24 protein-coding genes are annotated in these 20,337 nt (G+C 55.3%); 18 read left to right on the plus strand and 6 right to left on the minus strand.

What is annotated here, in order from left to right; genetic code table 11:
• Positions 1-78: 78 nt before the first annotated feature.
• The 13 genes from J0A66_RS01300 to J0A66_RS01360 all read left to right on the plus strand — a co-directional run bounded on the left by J0A66_RS01300 (position 79) and on the right by J0A66_RS01360 (position 8,354).
• Positions 79-969 (plus strand): kinase, encoded by an 891-nt coding sequence (locus J0A66_RS01300; RefSeq protein ID WP_206571957.1) that lies wholly within the window; start codon positions 79-81, stop codon positions 967-969.
• Positions 953-1,588 carry a UPF0149 family protein gene (locus J0A66_RS01305; RefSeq protein ID WP_206571958.1) on the plus strand — a complete coding sequence of 212 codons (636 nt, stop codon included), beginning with the start codon at positions 953-955 and terminating at the stop codon, positions 1,586-1,588. The genes J0A66_RS01300 and J0A66_RS01305 overlap by 17 nt, the downstream gene beginning before the upstream one ends.
• A 67-nt stretch (positions 1,589-1,655) precedes the next feature.
• Positions 1,656-2,303, plus strand: coding sequence for an energy transducer TonB (locus J0A66_RS01310; RefSeq protein WP_241263941.1), 648 nt, complete (start codon positions 1,656-1,658; stop codon positions 2,301-2,303).
• An 8-nt stretch (positions 2,304-2,311) separates the two neighbouring features.
• Complete coding sequence (locus J0A66_RS01315; RefSeq protein WP_241263942.1) at positions 2,312-2,869, plus strand: RNA polymerase sigma factor; 558 nt, start codon at positions 2,312-2,314, stop codon at positions 2,867-2,869.
• Positions 2,862-3,461 carry a hypothetical protein gene (locus tag J0A66_RS01320; protein WP_206571959.1) on the plus strand — a complete coding sequence of 200 codons (600 nt, stop codon included), beginning with the start codon at positions 2,862-2,864 and terminating at the stop codon, positions 3,459-3,461. Before J0A66_RS01315 ends, J0A66_RS01320 begins: the two co-directional genes overlap by 8 nt.
• Before the next feature lie 8 nt (positions 3,462-3,469).
• Positions 3,470-3,874: a DUF1801 domain-containing protein gene (locus tag J0A66_RS01325; protein ID WP_206571960.1), complete on the plus strand. Its 405-nt coding sequence runs from the start codon at positions 3,470-3,472 to the stop codon at positions 3,872-3,874.
• A 105-nt stretch (positions 3,875-3,979) separates the two neighbouring features.
• Positions 3,980-4,267: a YciI family protein gene (locus tag J0A66_RS01330; RefSeq protein WP_206571961.1), complete on the plus strand. Its 288-nt coding sequence runs from the start codon at positions 3,980-3,982 to the stop codon at positions 4,265-4,267.
• Positions 4,268-4,312: 45 nt separating this feature from the next.
• The gene (locus tag J0A66_RS01335; protein ID WP_206571962.1) at positions 4,313-4,855 is read left to right on the plus strand and encodes a GNAT family N-acetyltransferase; all 543 of its coding nucleotides are present in this window, start codon (positions 4,313-4,315) and stop codon (positions 4,853-4,855) included.
• Between the two features lie 599 nt (positions 4,856-5,454).
• A complete protein-coding gene (locus J0A66_RS01340) occupies positions 5,455-5,793 on the plus strand; it encodes a thioredoxin family protein (RefSeq protein WP_206571963.1) in 339 nt (112 codons plus the stop codon).
• A gap of 118 nt (positions 5,794-5,911) precedes the next feature.
• On the plus strand, positions 5,912-6,355 hold the full coding sequence (locus J0A66_RS01345; protein ID WP_206572326.1) for a nuclear transport factor 2 family protein: 444 nt from the start codon (positions 5,912-5,914) through the stop codon (positions 6,353-6,355).
• Positions 6,356-6,496: 141 nt separating this feature from the next.
• Complete coding sequence (locus J0A66_RS01350) at positions 6,497-6,895, plus strand: nuclear transport factor 2 family protein (protein WP_241263943.1); 399 nt, start codon at positions 6,497-6,499, stop codon at positions 6,893-6,895.
• A gap of 40 nt (positions 6,896-6,935) precedes the next feature.
• Positions 6,936-7,676, plus strand: coding sequence for a ZIP family metal transporter (locus J0A66_RS01355; RefSeq protein ID WP_206571964.1), 741 nt, complete (start codon positions 6,936-6,938; stop codon positions 7,674-7,676).
• A gap of 450 nt (positions 7,677-8,126) precedes the next feature.
• Positions 8,127-8,354: a DUF4287 domain-containing protein gene (locus J0A66_RS01360; protein ID WP_206571965.1), complete on the plus strand. Its 228-nt coding sequence runs from the start codon at positions 8,127-8,129 to the stop codon at positions 8,352-8,354.
• 25 nt (positions 8,355-8,379) lie between these two features.
• Here the strand turns inward: J0A66_RS01360 and folE are convergent, their stop codons facing one another.
• Positions 8,380-8,934: a GTP cyclohydrolase I FolE gene (gene folE / locus J0A66_RS01365; protein ID WP_206571966.1), complete on the minus strand. Its 555-nt coding sequence runs from the start codon at positions 8,932-8,934 to the stop codon at positions 8,380-8,382.
• A gap of 324 nt (positions 8,935-9,258) precedes the next feature.
• Between folE and J0A66_RS01370 the strand changes: the two genes are divergently transcribed.
• The gene (locus J0A66_RS01370; protein WP_206571967.1) at positions 9,259-9,978 is read left to right on the plus strand and encodes a DUF2982 domain-containing protein; all 720 of its coding nucleotides are present in this window, start codon (positions 9,259-9,261) and stop codon (positions 9,976-9,978) included.
• A 27-nt stretch (positions 9,979-10,005) separates the two neighbouring features.
• Here J0A66_RS01370 and J0A66_RS01375 read toward each other — a convergent pair whose 3' ends face one another.
• Positions 10,006-13,122, minus strand: a complete 3,117-nt coding sequence (locus tag J0A66_RS01375; RefSeq protein WP_206571968.1) for a hybrid sensor histidine kinase/response regulator — start codon at positions 13,120-13,122, stop codon at positions 10,006-10,008.
• 147 nt (positions 13,123-13,269) lie between these two features.
• On the opposite strand from J0A66_RS01375, the gene J0A66_RS01380 reads away from it, so the two are divergent.
• Both J0A66_RS01380 and parC read left to right on the plus strand, forming a co-directional pair.
• Complete coding sequence (locus J0A66_RS01380) at positions 13,270-14,394, plus strand: PQQ-dependent sugar dehydrogenase (protein WP_206571969.1); 1,125 nt, start codon at positions 13,270-13,272, stop codon at positions 14,392-14,394.
• A 110-nt stretch (positions 14,395-14,504) separates the two neighbouring features.
• Positions 14,505-16,814 (plus strand): DNA topoisomerase IV subunit A, encoded by a 2,310-nt coding sequence (gene parC / locus J0A66_RS01385; RefSeq protein ID WP_206571970.1) that lies wholly within the window; start codon positions 14,505-14,507, stop codon positions 16,812-16,814.
• 55 nt (positions 16,815-16,869) lie between these two features.
• On the opposite strand, the gene J0A66_RS01390 is transcribed toward parC, so the two are convergent.
• A complete protein-coding gene (locus J0A66_RS01390) occupies positions 16,870-18,021 on the minus strand; it encodes an HD domain-containing phosphohydrolase (RefSeq protein WP_206571971.1) in 1,152 nt (383 codons plus the stop codon).
• A 323-nt stretch (positions 18,022-18,344) separates the two neighbouring features.
• Between J0A66_RS01390 and J0A66_RS01395 the strand changes: the two genes are divergently transcribed.
• A complete protein-coding gene (locus tag J0A66_RS01395) occupies positions 18,345-19,070 on the plus strand; it encodes a 1-acylglycerol-3-phosphate O-acyltransferase (RefSeq protein ID WP_206571972.1) in 726 nt (241 codons plus the stop codon).
• A gap of 33 nt (positions 19,071-19,103) precedes the next feature.
• On the plus strand, positions 19,104-19,451 hold the full coding sequence (rraB, locus tag J0A66_RS01400; protein ID WP_206571973.1) for a ribonuclease E inhibitor RraB: 348 nt from the start codon (positions 19,104-19,106) through the stop codon (positions 19,449-19,451).
• Positions 19,452-19,653: 202 nt separating this feature from the next.
• Here rraB and J0A66_RS01405 read toward each other — a convergent pair whose 3' ends face one another.
• From J0A66_RS01405 to J0A66_RS01415, 3 genes are all read right to left on the minus strand, one after another.
• The gene (locus J0A66_RS01405; RefSeq protein ID WP_206571974.1) at positions 19,654-19,842 is read right to left on the minus strand and encodes a hypothetical protein; all 189 of its coding nucleotides are present in this window, start codon (positions 19,840-19,842) and stop codon (positions 19,654-19,656) included.
• Between the two features lie 77 nt (positions 19,843-19,919).
• Positions 19,920-20,123, minus strand: a complete 204-nt coding sequence (locus J0A66_RS01410; RefSeq protein WP_206572328.1) for a hypothetical protein — start codon at positions 20,121-20,123, stop codon at positions 19,920-19,922.
• Between the two features lie 9 nt (positions 20,124-20,132).
• Positions 20,133-20,336, minus strand: a complete 204-nt coding sequence (locus J0A66_RS01415; protein ID WP_206571975.1) for a DUF4177 domain-containing protein — start codon at positions 20,334-20,336, stop codon at positions 20,133-20,135.
• Position 20,337: the final 1 nt, after the last annotated feature.

Here is a 20,337-nt window from a genome sequence, read left to right on the forward strand (position 1 = left end):
GAATTCTTTTTCCCTCTTATTACTCTTGGCAGCTATTTTTGTTTTAATAGCTATAACCCAATAGTCCCCCGAGGCCTGATGTCTTCCCGATCCCCCTTGCAGCAATCCCTATGTACCCAACTGGCACAGCGGTTCAGAATGGGGCAGATGGCATTGGCAGATTTTTCCCACCATTGGTTGCCCCTGGCCAACCAACTGGCTGCAAGAGATAAGCCCTATATCCTTGGCCTGAACGGTGCACAGGGCAGTGGCAAGTCCACCCTGGCCGCCTGCCTGCAGGCTATTCTGGGTCAGGAATACGGCTTACAGGTGGCCACACTGTCCCTGGACGATCTGTACTACCCCAAAGTTCACCGCCAGTGGCTGGCCAGGGAAGTTCACCCTTTACTGGCCACACGCGGAGTCCCCGGCACCCATGACGTGACCCTGGGCCTGGAACTGGTCCGTCGCTGCAGGGCCGGTCAGGCCCTGAGCCTGCCGCGTTTCGACAAAGCCTCGGACGATCGAAGCCTGGAGCCACAATGGCTGGAAGGGCCTATCGACCTCTTGATTCTGGAAGGCTGGTGTTTAGGGGCGGACCCGCAGAGCGAACAGCAACTGGCCGTCCCGGTCAATGATCTGGAGGCCAGGGAGGACATGGACGGTACCTGGCGCCGTTACGTAAACCAGTGCCTGGGCGGAGAATACCAGCGGCTGTTTGATCAACTGGACAGTCTGCTGATGCTGGCAGCACCCGATTGGTCGACGGTGATCCAGTGGCGGGCACAGCAGGAATCGCAGTTGAAGAAGACCCGTGGCCAGGGCATGGACGAGAGCCAACTCGCCCATTTTATGCTCTACTATCAGCGGCTCACCGAGCTGCAATTGAACAAGGCGCCACAACGGGTGGACTGCCTCTACCGGCTGGACAAACACAGGCATATTCATGAAGTTGTGCCAAAGGGAGAGCAACATGACTGGCAAATCTGAGCCCTGTCTCAATAATCTGCAGACGCTTTGCGACCAGTACTGCGAGTTGTTGCGTGCGCCCTGCGAAATACAGGGACTCATCTTTGCGGTGGCGGCGGCCCCGGAAATCCCGCCGCCGCAAATCTGGATGGGCTGGGTGGTGATTGAGCCGGATCGGATAGATCAGAACCTGGCCGACAGCCTGACCGGGTTGCTGATGGACTGTTTTAAGCTGCAACTGCAGGCCATGCGTGACGAGCAACTGGCCTTGCCACCGAATTGCCGGTACCACGGCGGCCTGACCCTGGATGAGCCCATGAGCCAGTGGTTCAGCGGCTGTCTGCTCGCCCATCAGCATCTGCAGGATCGCTGGCAAAAAGCCTGGCAGGCCATGCAGCGACAGAAACCTGACCGGGCACCAGAGGCAGCGAAAGACCTGAGCCACCTGTTACGTCTGTTCAGCACCTTCGCCAATATCCCTTTGGCACTTGAGCAGGCCGTCGAAAGAGGCAACCCTGAGCTGGAACATCAGTTGCCGGCCATTGCCGAGACCCTGCCCCGCGCCCTGAAGCAATATGTGGATCTGGCCGGTGAACTGGCGGCTTATCTGCCCAATCAATTTGAGACCTTCACTTCTTAACATTTTTTAACCCCGTTGCCCGCTCCGAGGCGTTGTATGGATGAACACCATAAAAAGGAGTGTGATTATGCAAGCCCTGCAACCCTCTGTGTCTCCCCGTCCTTTGGCAGTAGTGTGCCGTGCACTGGTCTTTGTTGCGATGGCCGCAATGGTGACCTTTGCGCTCTTTGTGCTGATGGACGCTCTGACCCGTATCGATGAAACGCAGCGGGTGGAGCCGACAGCCTATGTGCCCGTCCAGCCGTTTATGGAGGAGCCTGAGCTGGAAGAGCCTATCCGCAAAGCGCTGCCCGAGCCACCAAAAGTCATGACCGCACCCGAACAGCATAAGCTGGAGCCCATTGAGGAAAACAGCGGGCCTGGTATCGGCAACGAGTACCACCCGGTGACTCCTGGCGGTGGGCCGGGCATGGACCAACTGACGGTATTGGCCCCTTCCGATGCGAGTGCGGTACCAGTACTCAGAATTGAGCCCAAATATCCCATGGAGGCGGCCCGCGATGGGATTGAGGGATGGGTGAAATTATCTTTTGATATCAATGCGCTGGGTCAGGTGGAGAATGTGCAGGTGTTGGACGCCGAACCGGCGAGGATTTTTGACCGTGAAGCCAGAAGAGCCTTGCTCAGATGGAAGTACAAGGCCAAAGTAGTGGAAGGCAGGGCCATCAGGCAAACAGGCCAGAGGGTAATGCTGAGTTTTAATCTGAGCAGTTAAGGACGCAGATGACCCTGAGTATTGTCATCAAATCGATCTTTAATCTGGAGATCGGCAACGAGGAACTGATGCGCCGCTATGTGGTAAGCGGCGACAGCGCTCTTTTGACCCGGCTATACGACAATTGCGCAGATGACCTGTTTCATTATCTGGTCAGCCATACAGACAGGGAACTGGCCAAAGATATCAGCCAGAAAGCCTGGCTCAGGGTCATGGATAAACGCCATCTGTACCGCAGCGACGGTCAGTTCAGGGCCTGGCTGTTTACATTGGCCCGTAACCTGATGATGGATGAATTCCGCCGCCTGCAGCGACAGCCAGTGTCAGAATACCTGGAAACGCCTGACACCCAGATGGATTTCACGGATTCGGATATACAAGGGCGTTTCGATCAGGCTCTGGCCGCCCTGCCTTTTTTACAAAGAGAGGCCTTTGTACTGCAACAGGAAGGTTTTGGTCTGCAGGATATCGCCGCTATCACGGGTGAGCCGGTGGAAACCATCAAGAGTCGTATTCGCTATGCAAGAAAGCAGCTCAGACAACTGCTGGAGATTAACCATGACTGACCAGAAGGATCCCTTCGCCTCCCTTTACCGGCACAGAAAGCACCGGACCAACGCACCGAGGCAAAGCCGGGACTATATTCTGGCCAAGGCAGAGGATCGCAAGGCAGGGGCCAGACTGCAGTTCAACGTCTGGAACTGGACCCTGGGTCTGTCGCTTTGCGCAGCCGTACTGTTGCTGTTTCGTTTTGTGGGGGACTACCGCTACCAGATGCAAAGACCCACCATAGAAGCACAGACGGTCCAACTGCATCGGCTTAATCAGGAACAGAATTCTTTGCTGGCATCCATCAGCCAGATGAAGCAACAGACCCGGATCGAGCTGGCTGATAACTACGCCAGATACATGGATAACCGGGAACTGCTCAGTACCCATCACAGCAATTACGCCAGGCTGATGAATACGGAGGATGGCTGGCAGATTGAAACCTGCGAGCAGCAACTGCTGGTGCTGACCCGGGAGCTGGTGGACCAGATGCAGCAACGGAAGCTGTTTGAACAGGATCTGAAACGGGGCGATCAGATTGAAATAGCCTTCGATCAAAGCGGCAGGATCCTGGCAATCAAGGGCCGCCATACCGGGCAAAGCTGCTGAAGACTCCAATGAATCCTGAGATTTCAGCCAGCTTTGAAGCCTACCCGCAAACAGCAGTCCGGTGGCTTTTATGGGCGCGCGAACTGATTTATCAGGAAGCGGCCGGCCGGTCGCTGGGACTGGTGCAGGAATCGCTGAAATGGGGTGAAGCCAGTTATCGGGTCAAAGGTGGCACTGCCATTCGCTTGGCCTGGAAAGCCAAACGGCCCCGAGCTATCCAGATTTTTTTTCACTGCCAGACTTGCCTGGTGGACACCTTCAGGGAGTTGTACCCTTATGAGTTTGAGTACCAGGGCAACAGGGCGATAGTGTTACCCCTTGACGGGCCGGTTAACGAACAAGCGCTGCGGCACTGCATTTCACTTGCCCTGCAGTATCATAGTCTGAAACATTTGCCCTTACTGGGCGCATGATACCAACACGGCCTTGTCTGCGTGTGCGTCAGAAGACCTGTTGTCACGGCAATGAAGAGGAAATGGGGCTCTGCCCAGGCTGGCTTATTGATAAAGAGGTCATCTATGTTTGTGGTGGTATTGACTTACCGGCGTCCTATTGAGGAGGTTGAGCGGCATCTGGCTGAGCATATCGACTTTCTGGATGCCCAGTACCAGGCGGGGGTGTTTGTTGCTTCCGGCCGCCGGGTGCCAAGAACCGGAGGGGTCATTCTGGCTATATCGGTCGACCAGGTCAGTCTGACACAGATTCTGGATCTCGACCCCTTCAAGCGCGAGGGGATAGCCGATTATGAGATTGTCGAGTTTGTTCCGAACCGGACCAAGCCTGGTCTGGAAGCGCTGATGGAATGAGTCCGGCAAGAGGCCGGCTGCAAAATTGTGCAAAAGGAGACGTCCATGTTCAGGGAATTAGAAACGCAGCGTTGCCTGCTCAGACCCTTTAAAGACAAAGACCTGACAATTTTTACCGCCTACCGGGATAATCCCAACGTAGCCAGATACCAGAGCTGGACAAATTTTTCCTATGCTGAAGCCCTCGCCTTATATCAGGGCATGCAGGAGCAGGGGTTTGGATTGGCAGGAATCTGGTATCAGATAGCCATTGCCGACAGGCATACCGACAAGCTTTTGGGCGATCTGGCGCTGTGTCTGGTCGGCCCGGATATGGCGGAGGTGGGTTTTACCATCGACCCACTCCATCAGGGCAGGGGGTATGGCCGGGAGGGACTGAATGCTCTGCTGGGGTATCTTTTCGATACCCGGGGACATCTTACTGTCCGGGCTGTGACTGATGTTCGTAACCTGGCTTCCATTAGATTGCTGGAATCGGTTGGTTTCAAACAGCAAGGGCAAGCCCGGCAGGTGATTTTTAAAGGAGAGCCTGCTCAGGAGTATCTGTATGGCTGTAACCGGTGGGCATGGCTGGCCGCTGCCAGGTAGATCCGCAGGCAGCCAAGAGAATTGCGGTAAGCTTTTGCTTTTGTCATCACAAATTTATCCGGGGAGTTTTCCAGCCAGGATTATCCTGAAAAATATTTTGGCCGTCCTGCTCGAAAGCATGTCGATGTGTCCCTGTAACTTGGAGCGAAAATTCATCGCGATGGGCTCTGATAAATACTAAGGGGATGCTGAAAGTGTTCGAGGCGCTTCACCAGGAAAATGTGCAGCGAGGGTGTGGTCAGGCAAGCCGTTACACCGACTCTCAGACCATTCCCCAGCAATTCCCTTTGGACTCTTGGCCTTCTTCGTGGTGAATAACTTAAAAAGAGGGAAGGCATCGCCGTTTTGGCCTTTTACCTTTATAGGCTCTTCCAGGGCATGCTTGCTGTAAAAGATCTGTGAAGGCCAACCCGACGATGCCTCCCAACCATTTCTCTATCTGTATTAAGAGGTTGCCGTCAAACCATCTGCTGTAACAGGTGGCGGCTGAAACGTTGCAACAGCTCAGATATTTAGGCTATAGCTCTGACATTGCTATACAAAAATTTCCACCTGCTTTGTTTAACACAGGTTATGTGCACCTAAGGGAGTAAAACAGCATGAACATACACCATCAAGGTTTTAACCCAGACTATTCTGAAGAAGCCCTCACCCTTGAAGAGATCAGCCAGATACAGGGCGATGCGATACTGGAGTTCGGAACGCCCTGGTGGGGGCATTGCCGGGCGGCCAGAGCCGCGGTGGAAGAAGCCATCAATGAATATCCGGGACTGGGCCATATTAAGATATATGACGGCAAGGGCAAACGACTGGGCCGCGCCTTTAAGGTAAAACTCTGGCCGACCCTGATACTGCTGCGCGATGGTAACGAAGTGTCTCGTCTTGTTCGGCCAATAGAGACAGACGAGGTCCGCCAGTTGCTGTCCAAGTTGGGTTAATTAGTATAAGCATATGATGAATAAAGGAATGTTGACTTGTTTTGGCTCTGAGGATAGGTTGAATCAGTATGTCCATGTAAAAGGAATGTGAGCTGTGAACAAGATCTTTGCCTTCACTATGGCGTTACTGGCTGCCGGTCCCTTATGGGGCGAAGAGATTGAGATTAATCTGCACGACTTTGCACAGCAGTATTTCGCTGCCATGATCGCCACTCAGGCACCGGCTGCCACTGAAAAAGAGCTGGAAAACTACCTCGCCCTGCTCACTGACGATATCGGCCATACCCATTTGCCCTATGTTACCGACGATTCCCGCCAGCCCGACGGTAAGGAGCAAATGCGCAAGGGCATGACCTATTATCTTGGGGCCCATACCGAATATCGTGCCGAACTGTTGGACGTATTTACCTTTAATAATTCAGCCGTTGCCATACGCTATAGGAACAACGTCAAGGGTATACATCCTCAGAACAGCCAACCTATTGTCTATGCCCAGACAATGATGGAAGTTCTGGAAATGGAGAATGGCAAAGTGGCAGTTATACGTAAGTATCATGAGTAACCGCACTTTCTAGGCCGGGCAGGAGGCTTGCCAACCTGTACGCCAATACCTCCTTTTTGAGGCAGTTTGACGTTTTTGTTCGTTTATTTCTTATTCTTACGTTAGTTGAGAAAAAGCCTTTAACCAGAATGGAACAAGCAGATGAATCAGCAAATTAAACCTAAAGCCGTGGTGGAGCGTTGGGTGGACTGCTTTAACCGGGCCGATACTGAAGGGCTTTGTGCTTTGTACCATGAGGATGCCGTTAACCATCAGGTAGTCACAGATCCCCTTGTCGGAATTGAAGCGATACGGTCACTGTTCGAGGTGGAGTTTGCCCGGGCGACCATGCATTGCAAGGTGGAGATGATCCATGAAGCAGGAGACTGGGCCATTATGGAATGGTCGGATCCCCTGGGGTTGCGCGGCTGTGGTTTTTTTCATATCAGGGATGGCAAGATCCTGTTCCAGCGTGGCTATTTTGACCAGTTATCCTTTTTTCGCGCTCAGGGGTTGGACGTACCGGACGCCTACCTCGATGAGAAAAAACAGCAAAGATAGGCTAACCGACCCTGGCCTCGGCAGGGCAGGGACCGGGTAAATGGATACCCTGGGCTGGATCCTGGCAGGCGGACTGCTTATGAGCGCCATTGCCTTGGTGGGTGGGGTGACCACCCTGCTCAAACCCGCGACGCTGGAGCGTCTGCTGTTGCCCCTTATCGCATTGGCCGCAGGCACCCTGCTGGGCGGCGCGCTCTTCCATATGATCCCCAACGGCAGTGCTGCCCTGGAACCTTTGACTGCCGCGGTGTGGGTGGCGGCGGGATTTTCCACCTTTCTCGCTCTGGAGCAGTTTCTACAGTGGCATCAGACTCACAGGACACCGGGCGATGCAGGGCAGCCTGTTACCTACCTGATACTTACCGGCGACGCCATCCACAATTTTGTCGGCGGCCTGAGTGTCGCCAGCACTTTTCTGATCAATCCATCGGCCGGGATTGTCGCCTGGATCGCCGCCGCTGCTCATGAAGTTCCCCAGGAGCTGGGGGACTTTGGCATTCTGGTACACGGAGGCTTCAAACGCCGCCGGGCCTTGCTGTGGAATTTCATCTGCGCGCTGACCTTTCCTATCGGCGCACTGCTGGCATATCTTCTTTCACGGCAGTTGGAGGTATCGGGGTTGGTATTGTTCGGCTCGGGCACCTTTATTTATATCGCCGCCTCGGACCTGGTGCCGGAAATCAAACTGCACAAAAGCCTGGGAGCAGCCGCCATACACTTCGGGTGCTTTGGCATTGGGATGGCGATTACCCTGCTAATCGCCTATGCCTTTCACGTCTGAGCAAAATCTGAATCCGGTTGGCCACCATGTGAAGGTTTTTATGGAGCAATCCCACATTTTCCAGGGCAGGCCTTAGGGCGTGTTTATCTTTCATATTGTTACTCTGCTGGAGGCCATTTTTTTGCCCAGCAAGGAAGAAGGAGTGCGGTTTAGTGGGCCTAAATAAGCGACTGATGACGCCGCTGGACGGAAAAATGGCCCCAGCCCAAAGGGGTGAGGCTAAAAATTCCTCACTCTGCGTTGCTCCCAACTTGTTTAGATGGCTAAACGGCGTTACTCGCGCCTTGATTGAGGGATTTTTAGCTCTCAACAGAGACCAATATGAAAGATAAACACGCTCTAGGCTGCGCAGAATCAGATACCGAAAATACTTTATTGTACCGGTCTATTTGATGGGTTTCTGTTCGACTAACAGGTATCAAGTAAGCCGGATCAATGTGGAGAACAAATATGGCTGAACAGAACAAAGTCCAGGGCCCTGCCTCCTATTTCCCTTCCATCGAGAAGAAGTACGGATTGCCCGTCAAGCACTGGCTTGACCTTATAGAAGGGTTGAAAGAGCTGAAGCACATGGAAATGGTCACCCACCTGAAAAATGAACATGGGCTGGGCCATGGCCATGCCAATGCGCTGGTTGCTTACTATCGACGCCAGCAGAAAAGCGGACCCGGCCCTTAAAGTTAACGTGCCGGGTCGGTGCGGATCACTTGCCAATCAGGCGCAAAAACTCGTCGCGTGTGGCCTGGGATTTCCTGAAACCGCCCAGCATCATGGAAGTGACCATGGAAGAGTTCTGCTTCTGCACGCCGCGCATCATCATGCACATATGCTTACCTTCCATGACTACCCCTACGCCTTTGGCACCGGTCACGCTCTGCACTGCTTCGGCGATCTGTTTGGTCAGACCTTCCTGAATTTGCAGGCGGCGGGCGTACATGTCGACGATGCGGGCGAACTTGGACAGGCCCAGCACCTTGCCGTCCGGCAAATAGGCGATATGACAGCGGCCGATAAAGGGCAGCATATGGTGCTCGCACAATGAGTAAAACTCGATATCCTGAACTATGACCATCTCGTCCATGTCAGATTCAAAGACGGCATTATTGACCACCTCTTCCAGGTTCTTGGTGTAGCCGTCGGTGAGAAACTGCATGGCAGTGGCAGCCCGTTTAGGGGTGTCCAGCAGGCCGCCGCGGGTGACATCTTCACCCAGTAGTGTGATGATTTGCTCGTAATGGTGTTTCAGTTCATCGGACATCGGGTTATCTCATAACTAGGGGTGGTCAGACTACCTCGCCGGACGAAAAGCAATCGTCTGCAAAGCGCAATACAAAGACTGAGTACGCGCCGGGTTGCCCGTTTGGATTTCCCACCTGCGGAAAATCCGCGGAGTATAACACAGCCGCCCCGTTTGGCACCGTTTGCCCGGTAACGGTATCGGCTTAAGCAGAGGTTTTATGTCCAGGGATATTCGAGGCTGGCGCAGTTGGCTGGCTACAGATTGTGTTAAATGTCGCCGCCTCCGCGCTGCCATCCTGTGGGGGGTGATCATGTATCTGCTGTTTCAATGGTGGTGGCTGTGATGGCACAGGACCTGATCCAGATCCGGGCAGGTGCCAAGCGCAATGGTTTTTCACTTTGTTTTTTCGGCATCATCGGCCTGTTGTTGTCATCTGCCTGGCTGGCCTGGATGCCGGAGTGGCTCAGACTGGCAGGGATTTTCCTGGTCAGTGCATCCCTGGTTACTATCCTCATCGGCTGGTTTAAAGTCAGGGAGCCGGTCTTCAGTCTGGAACTCACCCGCCGGCAACTGCTGTACCGGCACCGGTACGGCAGTTGGCAACTGGGCTGGGACAATATTCAGCGCATTGACATACCGCGGGTCCAATCCGGTCTGGACCACATTGAGATGGAACTGGTGGGCATCCGCATTAAAGATTATGGTCCTTTGCTGGACAGCATCTCGGTGCGCCTGGCCAGCAATATCCTGATGCAGCAGCGGCCCCTGTTGCTGCAGGCCAGCCGTGATAACTGCCAGACAGGGCAATGCTACAGCGAGAGTCTGATAGAAGAAGACAGGTTCAGACTGGGCGATCGCATCTACACGGGGATCCGGGCCATGCTGGCCAATCGTATGCAGAAGATGCGGGCGACGCTGGGCTATGATTTGTACATCTATGCTTCGGAGCTGGACAGGCCGGAAAGCGAATTTATTAACCTGCTAAGGGCCTGTCAGCAGCAGGCGGTTCAGCAACGGACCGCGGACGGCCATGGGGTTGACCGGCAAACCCTTGATGAATAAGGCCGGCTGCCGAGCGACCCGGACAAGTCAGCCGTTGCCCCGACTCTGCCCCTGCAGGAATTCCATCCCTTGTTCTTCGACTTTCAGTGCCTCGGCCCTGAAATCGTCCATCAGCGCCAGGGCCGCCTCATGCTCGCCCGTCTTCAGCTTTTCCTCAATCTGCTGGCATAAGGCCCTGAGCCTGGGGACTCCCGTATAGCAGCAAGCCCCGTGTAGCTTGTGCACCAGTTGTTCAAGGGTATCAAAATCCGGCTCACGGGCCGCCTGCTTGATCTGGGTAACGATGGCCGGTAACTGCTGGACAAAGGCATCGAGCATTTGTCGGGCATGGTGGGGATTGTCATTGGCCTGCTGCATGGCCAGTGACCAGTCCAGGCTTTCCTCTGAAGCCGGCTGACACCATTGTTTAAGCAGCTTAATCAGATCGTCAAAATTGACCGGCTTGGGCAGGTAGTCGTCCATGCCGGAGTTGAGCAGCTTTTCTTTCTCTTCCCTGAAGGCGTGCGCGGTGACGGCAATAATGGGCGTCCCCTTGTTCAGATGGGTCTTGCGGATCATACGGCTGGCCGCCAGGCCGTCGATGCCCGGCATCTGCACATCCATAAGAATCAGGTCAAAGGCTTCTTTCTCGCATCGGGTGGCCGCATCCTGACCGTTAAAGCTCAGGCAGAGCTCCACCGGGGAGCCGCGCAACCAGGTGGCCAGCAGGCGCAGGTTAATCTCCATGTCATCCACCGCCAGTATCCGGGACCGGGGCAGGGAATTGAGGCGTTTGCCAAAACTGTCATCCTGCAGCATCAGCGGCTGGCTGAGCAGGCTGTCCAGTTTGTTGGGCGTCAGGGGCCTGTCCATGCGGCGCTGGAAGATGGCGGCAATCATATCCTGCTGGTGGGGCTGATGGGATGCACTCAGCAGCACTTTCTGCTGCGCCTGCACGGCTTCCAGTATGCCCAGATGATGCTCCAGGCCCGACTTCCCGATATCGCGGGAGGACACAAACAGATAATCGAAGTTCTGGTGCAGACTGGCCAGGAAACCGAAGCTGTCGACGCTGGTAACCCTCGCCCCCAGGGCGTGGAGCATAGTGGCGGCTGCCCTGCGGGAAGGGGGATAGCCGTCAAACAGCAACACTTCCTTGTCCTGCCACTGGCTTTGCGGCGACAGCGACATCTTATGGCTCAGTTTATTGGCGCGCAGACGCACCACAAACCGGGTGCCGGCCCCCGGTTCACTGTGCAGTTCAATGTTGCCACGCATCAACTTGACCAACTCCTGGCAGATGGCCAAACCCAGGCCGGTGCCCTGATATTCACGGTTGATGGCCCCGTCCAGTTGCGAGAAGGCGGAAAACAGCTTGTGCCGGTCGGCCTGGCTGATGCCGATGCCGGTATCTTCAATACAGAAGATCAGTTCGTACAGGCCGTTGTCTTTTTCTTCCCCCTCCACAGCCAGGCGTACATGGCCGAAGCGGGTAAACTTGATGGCGTTGCCGACCAGGTTGGTCAGCACCTGGCGGATGCGCACCGCATCGCCAAGCAGCTTTTTTGGCAGGGGGCTCAGATCACAGACAAATTCCAGCCCCTTGGCATGGGCCGAGCGGGCCATCAATCCGGTCAGCTCTTCGAGCAATTCAGTAGGGCAGAAAGGATCATTGTTGATCTGAAGCTTACCGGCTTCGATCTTGGAAAAATCCAACACATCATTGATGATATTGAGCAGATTGGTAGCAGACGCATTGATGATCTTCACATGGTCCTGCTTTTCGGCCGGCAGAGGGGTGTGGGCCAACTCCTGGCTGAAGCCCAGAATGGCGTTCAGCGGCGTGCGGATTTCATGGCTCATATTGGCCAGGAACTGTGACTTTATCTTGCTGGCCTGGATGGCCTGTTTGCGGGCGATATCCAGCCTGGCGTTTTGCTCTTCAATGATTTCCATATTGTTGCGCAAATCATTGGTCACCATCTCCACAGACTGGGCCATCTGGCTGCGGATTTTTTCCACCAGGGCCAGCGAGAACAATCCCGCCTCAAGAAACAACCCGATCTGAAAGCAGTAGTTGGTGATGACATTGTTCGGCAGCAGGCCGACCCGGCTTAGCAGGCTGGCCAGCGCAACAGTCAGCAGGATACTCCATGCGAAGATAAAATAACGGGCCGGCCGGAAGTGATGGGCGTAGCTCTCGTAGCCGGCGTACAGATAACTGGCGATGGCCAGCAGGCTGAGTAAATCGACCAGGCCGCGTTGCCAGACCGGAGGTACAACATCAAAGAGCGAGAGTCCACCCAGCAGCGCCCCGGCGCCGGCAATCAGGTGGATCAGGCGTCTTGTCTTTGGTGCGGTCTGCCTGGCATTGAGGAAAGTGAGCGTAAAGACAGCGGCTCCGAGCAGGACCAGGATAAACAGCAGATGGGTGTGCTGGCTAAGCCAGTCGGCCGTGGCAGAGTGCCAGAAAACCTGTATATGTCCGCCCCAGACAAATTGCCATGCCAGCGCCGCACCCATATACAGGCAATAGGTCAGCAGGCTGGTTTCGCGGACACTGGCAAACAGGCTGAGGCTATACAATACCAGGACCAGCAACCCTCCGTAGAAAATGCCCCATAACAGGTTTTCACCACTTTGCAGACGTTCGAACAAGGGCTTGGCGGTCAGGGTCACCGGCACTATCCTGGCTTCGCCTTCGCTTTGCACCCGGACGTACAGGTCGAGCCGGGTGGCATACGGCAGCGAGGCCTCCAGGGTGGGGAAACGATAATTCTGGTCCTGACGAGCCTTGCCCTGAAGGCTCTGGGCAATTAACCGGCCATTGGCCACCAGATAGAGATCGACCTGGTCATTTTGTGCGTAGGCAATATCGATGAACCATTCGGATCGTTGGCTGACATTGCTGAAGCTGGTGTGAAACCACAAGGCCGCGGAGCCAAATCCATGATTAGGATTGCGGCTGTCGGGCCAGGTGAACTGATCCTGGCGATCCAGAACCTCTTCAATGGTCAGGCGGGAGGAAGGATCCCTGAGCAGCAGCAACTGGCTGGTCAGATCATGGCTTTTCTCACTGTCGATAAGCTGCAGCACAGCCTGCCCAAAAGCTTGACCGCTCAGGCATAGCAGCAGACAGAATAGCAACAGCTTGACGCTTGGCATGTTATCTCTGAATCCGTTCAACCGGGCTTGCGACCCCCTATTTAAGCATTGTCCGAGGGGGGATACCAATGCTAAGTTGCCTTAATAACACAACAACCGAATATTTTATTCAGATTCTCCGGGCATTGCCCGGAAAAGGAGAACCGGATGATTATCAGATACGCCCTTAAAGGGGCGATGGTGCTGGCCTGCTTGGGCAGTTTTACCGTCACTGCCCTGCCGCTTGATAAGCTGACCCTGCCGGAGGGCTTCAAAATTGAACTCTATGCAGACGGCGTCAAGAACGCCAGGCAGATGGCCTTGGGTGAAAAGGGCACCCTGTTTGTAGGCAGTCGCGAAGCGGGGCTGGTTCATGCGGTAGTAGACAGCGACGGTGACCACAAGGCCGACAAGGTTATCGAAATCGCCTCCGGTCTGACCATGCCATCGGGTCTGGCTTATCGGGACGGAAATCTCTATGTGGCGGCCATCAGCGAAGTATTGATGTATGAGGATATAGAGAACAACCTGGCCAATCCGCCCAAAGCCAAAGTGGTGATTGGCGACCTGCCCAGCGAGCGTCACCACGGCTGGAAATATATCGACTTCGGCCCTGACGGCTGGCTCTATGTGCCGGTGGGCGTACCCTGCAATATTTGCCAGACTCTGGGCGGCGAGAAGTTCGACGATCCCGTCTATGCCAGTATTCTCAAATACAACCTGCAGACCGGTGAAAAGCGTTGGGTGGCCAAAGGGGTGCGCAATTCGGTGGGCTTTGACTGGCACCCGAAAACCAATGAATTATGGTTCAGCGACAATGGTCGTGACTGGCTGGGGGAGGAACTGCCGCCCTGTGAAATTAATCGGGTCACAGAGGAAGGACAACATTTCGGCTTCCCTTATTTCCACGGTGGCCTGGTGGCCGATCCCGAGTTTGGCATGGACAAGCAGGCAAAGGATTATGTGCAGCCGGAAATCCGCCTGCGTGCCCACGTGGCACCTCTGGGCATTCATTTTTACACCGGCAGCCAGTTCCCAGGGACCTATCAGAACAGGTTGTTTGTTGCAGAGCACGGTTCCTGGAACCGTTCCGACAAGTCCGGCTACCGGGTGATGATGGCTACACAGAACAAGGAAGGTAAAATGGACTATGAACCTTTTATCACCGGCTGGCTGGACGGCGACCAGGTCCATGGCCGTCCGGTGGCCTTTTTAACCCTGCCGGACGGCAGTTTGCTGATCTCTGATGATTTCGCTGACGCCATTTATCGGGTAACCTTTGCTGGCGAGTGACGCATGACGTCCAGGGCCTTTTTAGTCAGGCCCGCTTTTCCAGGCAAGATGGCAAACCAGGCCGGTGCCCAGTATCCCGAACAATTAGAACAACGGGCTAAACATTATCTATGAGCCATGAAATCAGTATCAGCGCCGACGGCATAGAACAGCTTCCGCTGCGGCGCTTCACCGAAGACGCCTATCTCAACTATTCCATGTATGTGATCATGGACCGGGCCCTGCCGCACATAGGAGACGGCCTCAAACCGGTTCAACGTCGTATAGTCTATGCCATGTCGGACCTGGGCCTGACCGCGAGTGCCAAGTACAAGAAGTCCGCCCGGACAGTGGGGGATGTACTGGGTAAGTTCCATCCCCATGGTGATTCGGCTTGTTACGAAGCCATGGTACTGATGGCCCAGCCGTTCTCGTACCGTTATCCGCTGGTGGACGGACAGGGTAACTGGGGTGCGCCGGACGACCCCAAATCCTTCGCCGCCATGCGTTACACTGAAGCCCGTTTGTCCCGCTACAGCGAACTGTTGCTGAGTGAACTGGGGCAGGGCACCGCTGACTGGGTACCAAACTTTGACGGCACCCTCAAAGAACCCAAGGTGCTGCCGGCCAGATTGCCGCATATCCTGATGAACGGGGTTACCGGTATCGCCGTGGGCATGGCCACCGATATTCCCCCCCACAACCTGCGTGAACTGGCCCAGGCCTGCGTCCATCTGCTGGACAATCAAAAGGCCGACGTGGCCGAACTGATGCAGTTCGTCAGGGGACCGGATTATCCCACCGAGGCGGAGATTATTACCCCCAGGGACGAGATCCAGAAGATTTATGAGACGGGCCGTGGTTCCATCAAGACCCGGGCTGTATATATGGAGGACAGTGGCGAGATCATTATTACCGCCCTGCCGCATCAGGCGTCCGGGGCTAAGATCCTGGAACAGATTGCCGGCCAGATGCAGGCCAAGAAGCTGCCGATGGTCAGCGACCTGCGCGACGAGTCTGACCATGAAAACCCGACCCGGCTGGTCATTACGCCGCGCTCCAACAGGGTGGATACCGAGCAACTGATGCAGCACCTGTTCGCCACCACTGATCTGGAGAAGAACTACCGGGTCAACCTGAATATGATTGGCCTGGACAACCGGCCCAAGGTTAAGGACTTGGCCGGGATTTTGTCCGAGTGGCTGGAATTTCGCCGCGATACGGTGACCCGACGCTTGCAGTACCGGCTGGAGAAGGTGCTGGCCCGTCTGCATATTCTGGAAGGCTTGCTGATCGCCTTTTTGAATATCGACGAGGTGATCCACATTATCCGTACCGAAGATCAGCCCAAGCCTGTGCTGATGCAAAGGTTCGGCTTGTCCGACAAGCAGGCCGAAGCCATTCTGGAACTGAAATTGCGGCATTTGGCCAAGCTCGAAGAAATGAAGATCCGCGGCGAACAGGATGAACTGGCCGCCGAGCGTGACAAGCTGCAGGGGATACTGGGGTCCAGTACCAAGCTGAAAAATCTGATCAAGAAAGAAATCCAGGCTGACGCCGAGCAATACGGTGACGATCGCCGCTCCCCCCTTATCGAGCGCCAGGAAGCCAAGGCCCTGTCCGAAAAACAACTGGTGCCTTCCGAGTCCGTCACAGTGGTGCTGTCAGAAAAAGGCTGGGCACGTTGCGCCAAGGGCCATGATGTGGATGCTGAAGGCCTGAGCTACAAGGCCGGTGATAAGTTCCTGGCCGCCGCCAAGGGCCGAAGCAACCAGCCGTCCGTGTTCCTCGACACCTCCGGACGCACCTTCGCCTGCGACGCCCATACCCTGCCTTCGGCCCGTAGCCAGGGGGAACCCCTGACCGGGCGCTTTAATATTGTCGGCGGGGAGAGCTTCGAACATGTGCTGATGGGCAGCGACAGCGACCAGTACCTGGTGGCCTCGGACGCCGGCTACGGCTTTATCGGCAAATTTGCCGATATGGTCAGTAAGAACAAAGCCGGCAAGGCCTATCTGAGCCTGCCCATGAGTGCCAGGGTGCTGCCGCCCCGGCCGGTCCGTCACATCGATTCTGACTGGTGTCTGGCCGTGTCCACCGAAGGGCGGATGCTGATGTTCCCCCTCAGGGACCTGCCGGAACTGGGCAAAGGCAAGGGTAACAAGATTATCAGCATTCCTTCCGCCAAGGCTCAGGCCAGGGAAGAGTATGTGAAAGTGCTGACCGTGGTGCCTGAGGGCGCACAGGTGAAGATCCTTGCCGGCAAACGTGGCATGAGCCTGAGTGCCGAGGATCTGGCGCACTTCCGCGGTGAGCGCGGCCGACGTGGCCACAAGCTGCCCAGGGGCCTGCAGCGGGTGGATGATATTGAGGTGATACTGCCCGATAAAGGCGTATCGGCACCTGCCGATGACGAGCCTGCTGCGGACAACGAAAGCTAAAAAGTGTCCGCCACAGTGTCCTCTGCGCGATCTGTTCTGTGGTATTCAGGACAGATCAGGCGTCCTGGCGCACCAACAGGTTGGCCATGGCCTGGTTGAACACTTTCAGCCATTTGGGGCAGAACTGCCCCGGGGCCACCCTGTTGATTTCCATCACGGCGCGTTTTTTGGGTCGTTTTCTGTGTGTCTCGTGGGCCCGGGCATGGGTCAGGGCATCGAAGGTATCGACAATGGCCAGCAGCTTGGCCCCCTCGCAGATATCTTCCTCTTTCAGACCCAGGGGATAGCCTGAGCCGTCCAGCCGTTCATGATGCTGGATGACAATTTTTCTGGCATCGTTCCACTGATCCAGATGCTCCAGCAGTCTGGCGCTCTTGTACACATGGGAGCGCATCAGATTGAACTCGGCCTGCTCCAGCGGTTCCGGCTTGTGCAACAGCTCCAGCGGCATAAAGGCCATGCCGAAATCATGCACGTAGCAGGCGACGGCCAATTGGTTGGGAGCTATGGGCGTGCCATTGAGCTTGTTCAGGTACAAGGCCAGGCGGGCGATTCGGTCACCTCTGCCACCCCAGTACTGGGAACGCCTCTCCACCGGTTCCATCAGTTCCCGGAAGAACATAATGTCCCGGTGTTCGGCATCGTCCGCTTCGCCGGTCAGGCCGATATCATCCAGTGGCTGTTCGGTGATTTTGTCGGGTGCACTGGCTTGGGGTGCCTGGTGTTCCGGCCGGGCGTCCAGGGTCGGGTCCAGCAGCAGTACGGATTCAGACAGCAGTCTGTCATGTTCCTGTGGATTGTCGGGGCGGATGCGGGCAATCTGTTTGACCAGCAGGCTGTAGAGTAAATCGTCGTATTCGGCCTGGCCTGATTTGATACAGCTCTGCACGAAGAGTTTAACCCTGTCCATGGTCAGCAGCACCAGATCGCTCATGGTGCTGGTATAACGAATCTGACCTTTGCGCAGAAAATCCAGCAGATCCTCCACGTGTTGCAGTAGCGGAATCATGGGGCTGAAATTGACCAGCCCCAGATCGCCCTTGATAGTATGGATGGATCGAAAAAGGGCGCGCTGTAATTCGTTGTCCTTCGGCTGCAACTCAAGTTCCATGAGAGTTTGTTCACTGGCTTCGTACAGCTCGTTTATCTCATCCAGCAGGTCGTTGAGAATATCGTCGTCCAGTTCATCGTGTCGGAATATTTGCATGGGTCCGGTTGCCTTTGTGCTGCAAAACAGTCAGTAGTGGGGCCTGTATGCCGATCGAGTTGGCGGCAATGGTAAAGTTCAGACGCGTTCGTGCCTGGAATTTTAATCGCCACGGCCAAGAGATCCAGCTCAATCGCATCAATTCCTGTCAGTTACCCGTCCCCGTAACCAGTCTATCGACGTTATTCCCTGATTCATAACAAAAATCTGCTCAATCTCTGCGCTCTCTGGGCTGCCGGCCCGACACACCGGGGGACTGATCAGATATCCTTACCGGCGAAAACAGTTATACTCTGCCACCTGTTAAACCGACTGGAAATGGAATGCTTGCCCTGCTTCGAGCCGTTGTCCTGCTGCCGTATTTTATTCTCATCAACCTGGCCCTGTTTCTGATTTGTCTGATGCGACCCTTTCATCGTGACAATGTGCATTATGGCGCAAGGATGTTTGGCAGTATGTCGAAGATTTTCGGGCTGAAGGTGATCGTCAGGGTGGCAGACGAAGTCAAATCGGGCGGCCCCTGCGTATTTATCGGCAACCATCAGAACAGTTACGATCTGGTAACCATCTGCGCCGCTACCCAGCCCGGCACGGTCACGGTGGGCAAGAAAAGTCTGATGTGGATCCCCTTGCTGGGCCAGGTCTACTGGTTATCGGGCAATATTCTGATCGACAGGCAGAATACCAGCAAAGCCCAGGGCACCCTTAAGCAGACCATCCGTAAAATTCGCCAGCGGCGCATCTCGGTCTGGCTGTTCCCCGAAGGCACACGCAGTTACGGCCGGGGTCTGTTGCCGTTCAAGACCGGCGCTTTTCGCATCGCCAGGGAGACCAAAGAACCGGTTTCCATGATCTGCGCCAGCAACCTGCACGGCAAGGTACGCTGGAATCGATGGAACAACGGCATTGTGCTGGTGGATGTCACAGCGCCGGTCATGCTGGACGACAGCCGGGATCTGAAAGGCTGGACCCAGTATTTTCACCAGCAGATGCAGGCGCGCATCGACGCCCTGGATGCAGAAGTCGCACAGCTGGAAAAAGCAGGATAGACTTGCTGCAATTCTGCTTTTTAAGGACGCTTCATGAGTGATGAATTGAGCCAGTGGTACCAGTTTAACGAAGAAACCATCCAGGCCCTGCTCGATGACGGCAGCAATGCCAGCCTACCCCATTCCATCGAGTACCATTTCGCCAGTGACGATTTTGACCAGTTGGAAAAGGCCGCTGTGGATGCCTTCAAGGCGGGCTTCGAGGTCGGCGATGCCGAGGAACTGACCCTGGATGACGGAGGCTCTCTGTTCTGCTTCGATGCGGTGGTGGAAAGGCCACTGGAACTGGAAGTGATCAACGCCGATACCGACACGCTCTTTGCCATTGCTGCCAAGCACGATGTGCATTATGACGGCTGGGGTACGTATTTTGTGGAGTAGCCGCAATCCCGGCAACGCTTGCAGGGTCTGATGGTTCAGACCTTTTTTTGGTTAAACCCAGCAAAAGCCCTCTTGTCGGCGCCGGGGCTCGAAGGGGACCGGTTTTCTCTTTTTTTGCCTTTATGCTCTTGGTGGCCTTCGTGGAAAGTGGAAGACGAAGGGCAGCGCCGGATGGGCCTTAATAGGTCGGCCCTTCACTTAATCAATGTACCCCAACAGGTGGATGCGTCGGCTCGGGCAGCTTGTTGCGAATCGGCGTGGCAGGGTTTTCCTGGGCCTTGGCAATCAGGGCAGCCATGGCGTCCATTATGTCGAGGAACTGGCTGAGCTGCTTGGGCGTCAGGCCTTCACTGAGCGTTTCAATATTGCGGATCAGGGTCTGGTTGTTCATACGGCTTCCCGGTGTCAAAAAATTGCTGCCCGAAGGCGTTCTTCTTTGACTATTCAAGAGCCGTACCAGTATTGGTCTCAGTCCGTCGGCGGATCGGGATTATCCTTCACTTCGGTGATGACCTTCTGCACCAGTTTGACCCGGCCCTGGCGGACCAGGGCGTCCCTGAGCACATATTCTATCTGGGCGTTGAGGCTGCGCAACTCGTCGTCGGCCCAGCGTTGCATGGCCGCCAGCACATCGGCGTTGATTCTCAGGGGGTAGGCTTTTTTCGACAAAATTTCCTCTGACTAAGCTTTTCGGCGTTTAAGTATGGCCGTTACTTCGGCCTTGCCCCACACCCCTTGGTGTCTGGGAATATCCAACTGGACCAGCTCCCAGCCCTGACGTCCCTGCTCGTTCAACAGGGATTCAAGTGGCTGCTGAGCAAGGCTCTGGCTCAACCAGCCTTTAGTCGGCAACTTTTGCTGCAGGGTCTTATATTCAAACTGCACG

Source organism: Bowmanella dokdonensis, assembly GCF_017254865.1.
GTDB lineage: Bacteria > Pseudomonadota > Gammaproteobacteria > Enterobacterales > Alteromonadaceae > Bowmanella > Bowmanella dokdonensis.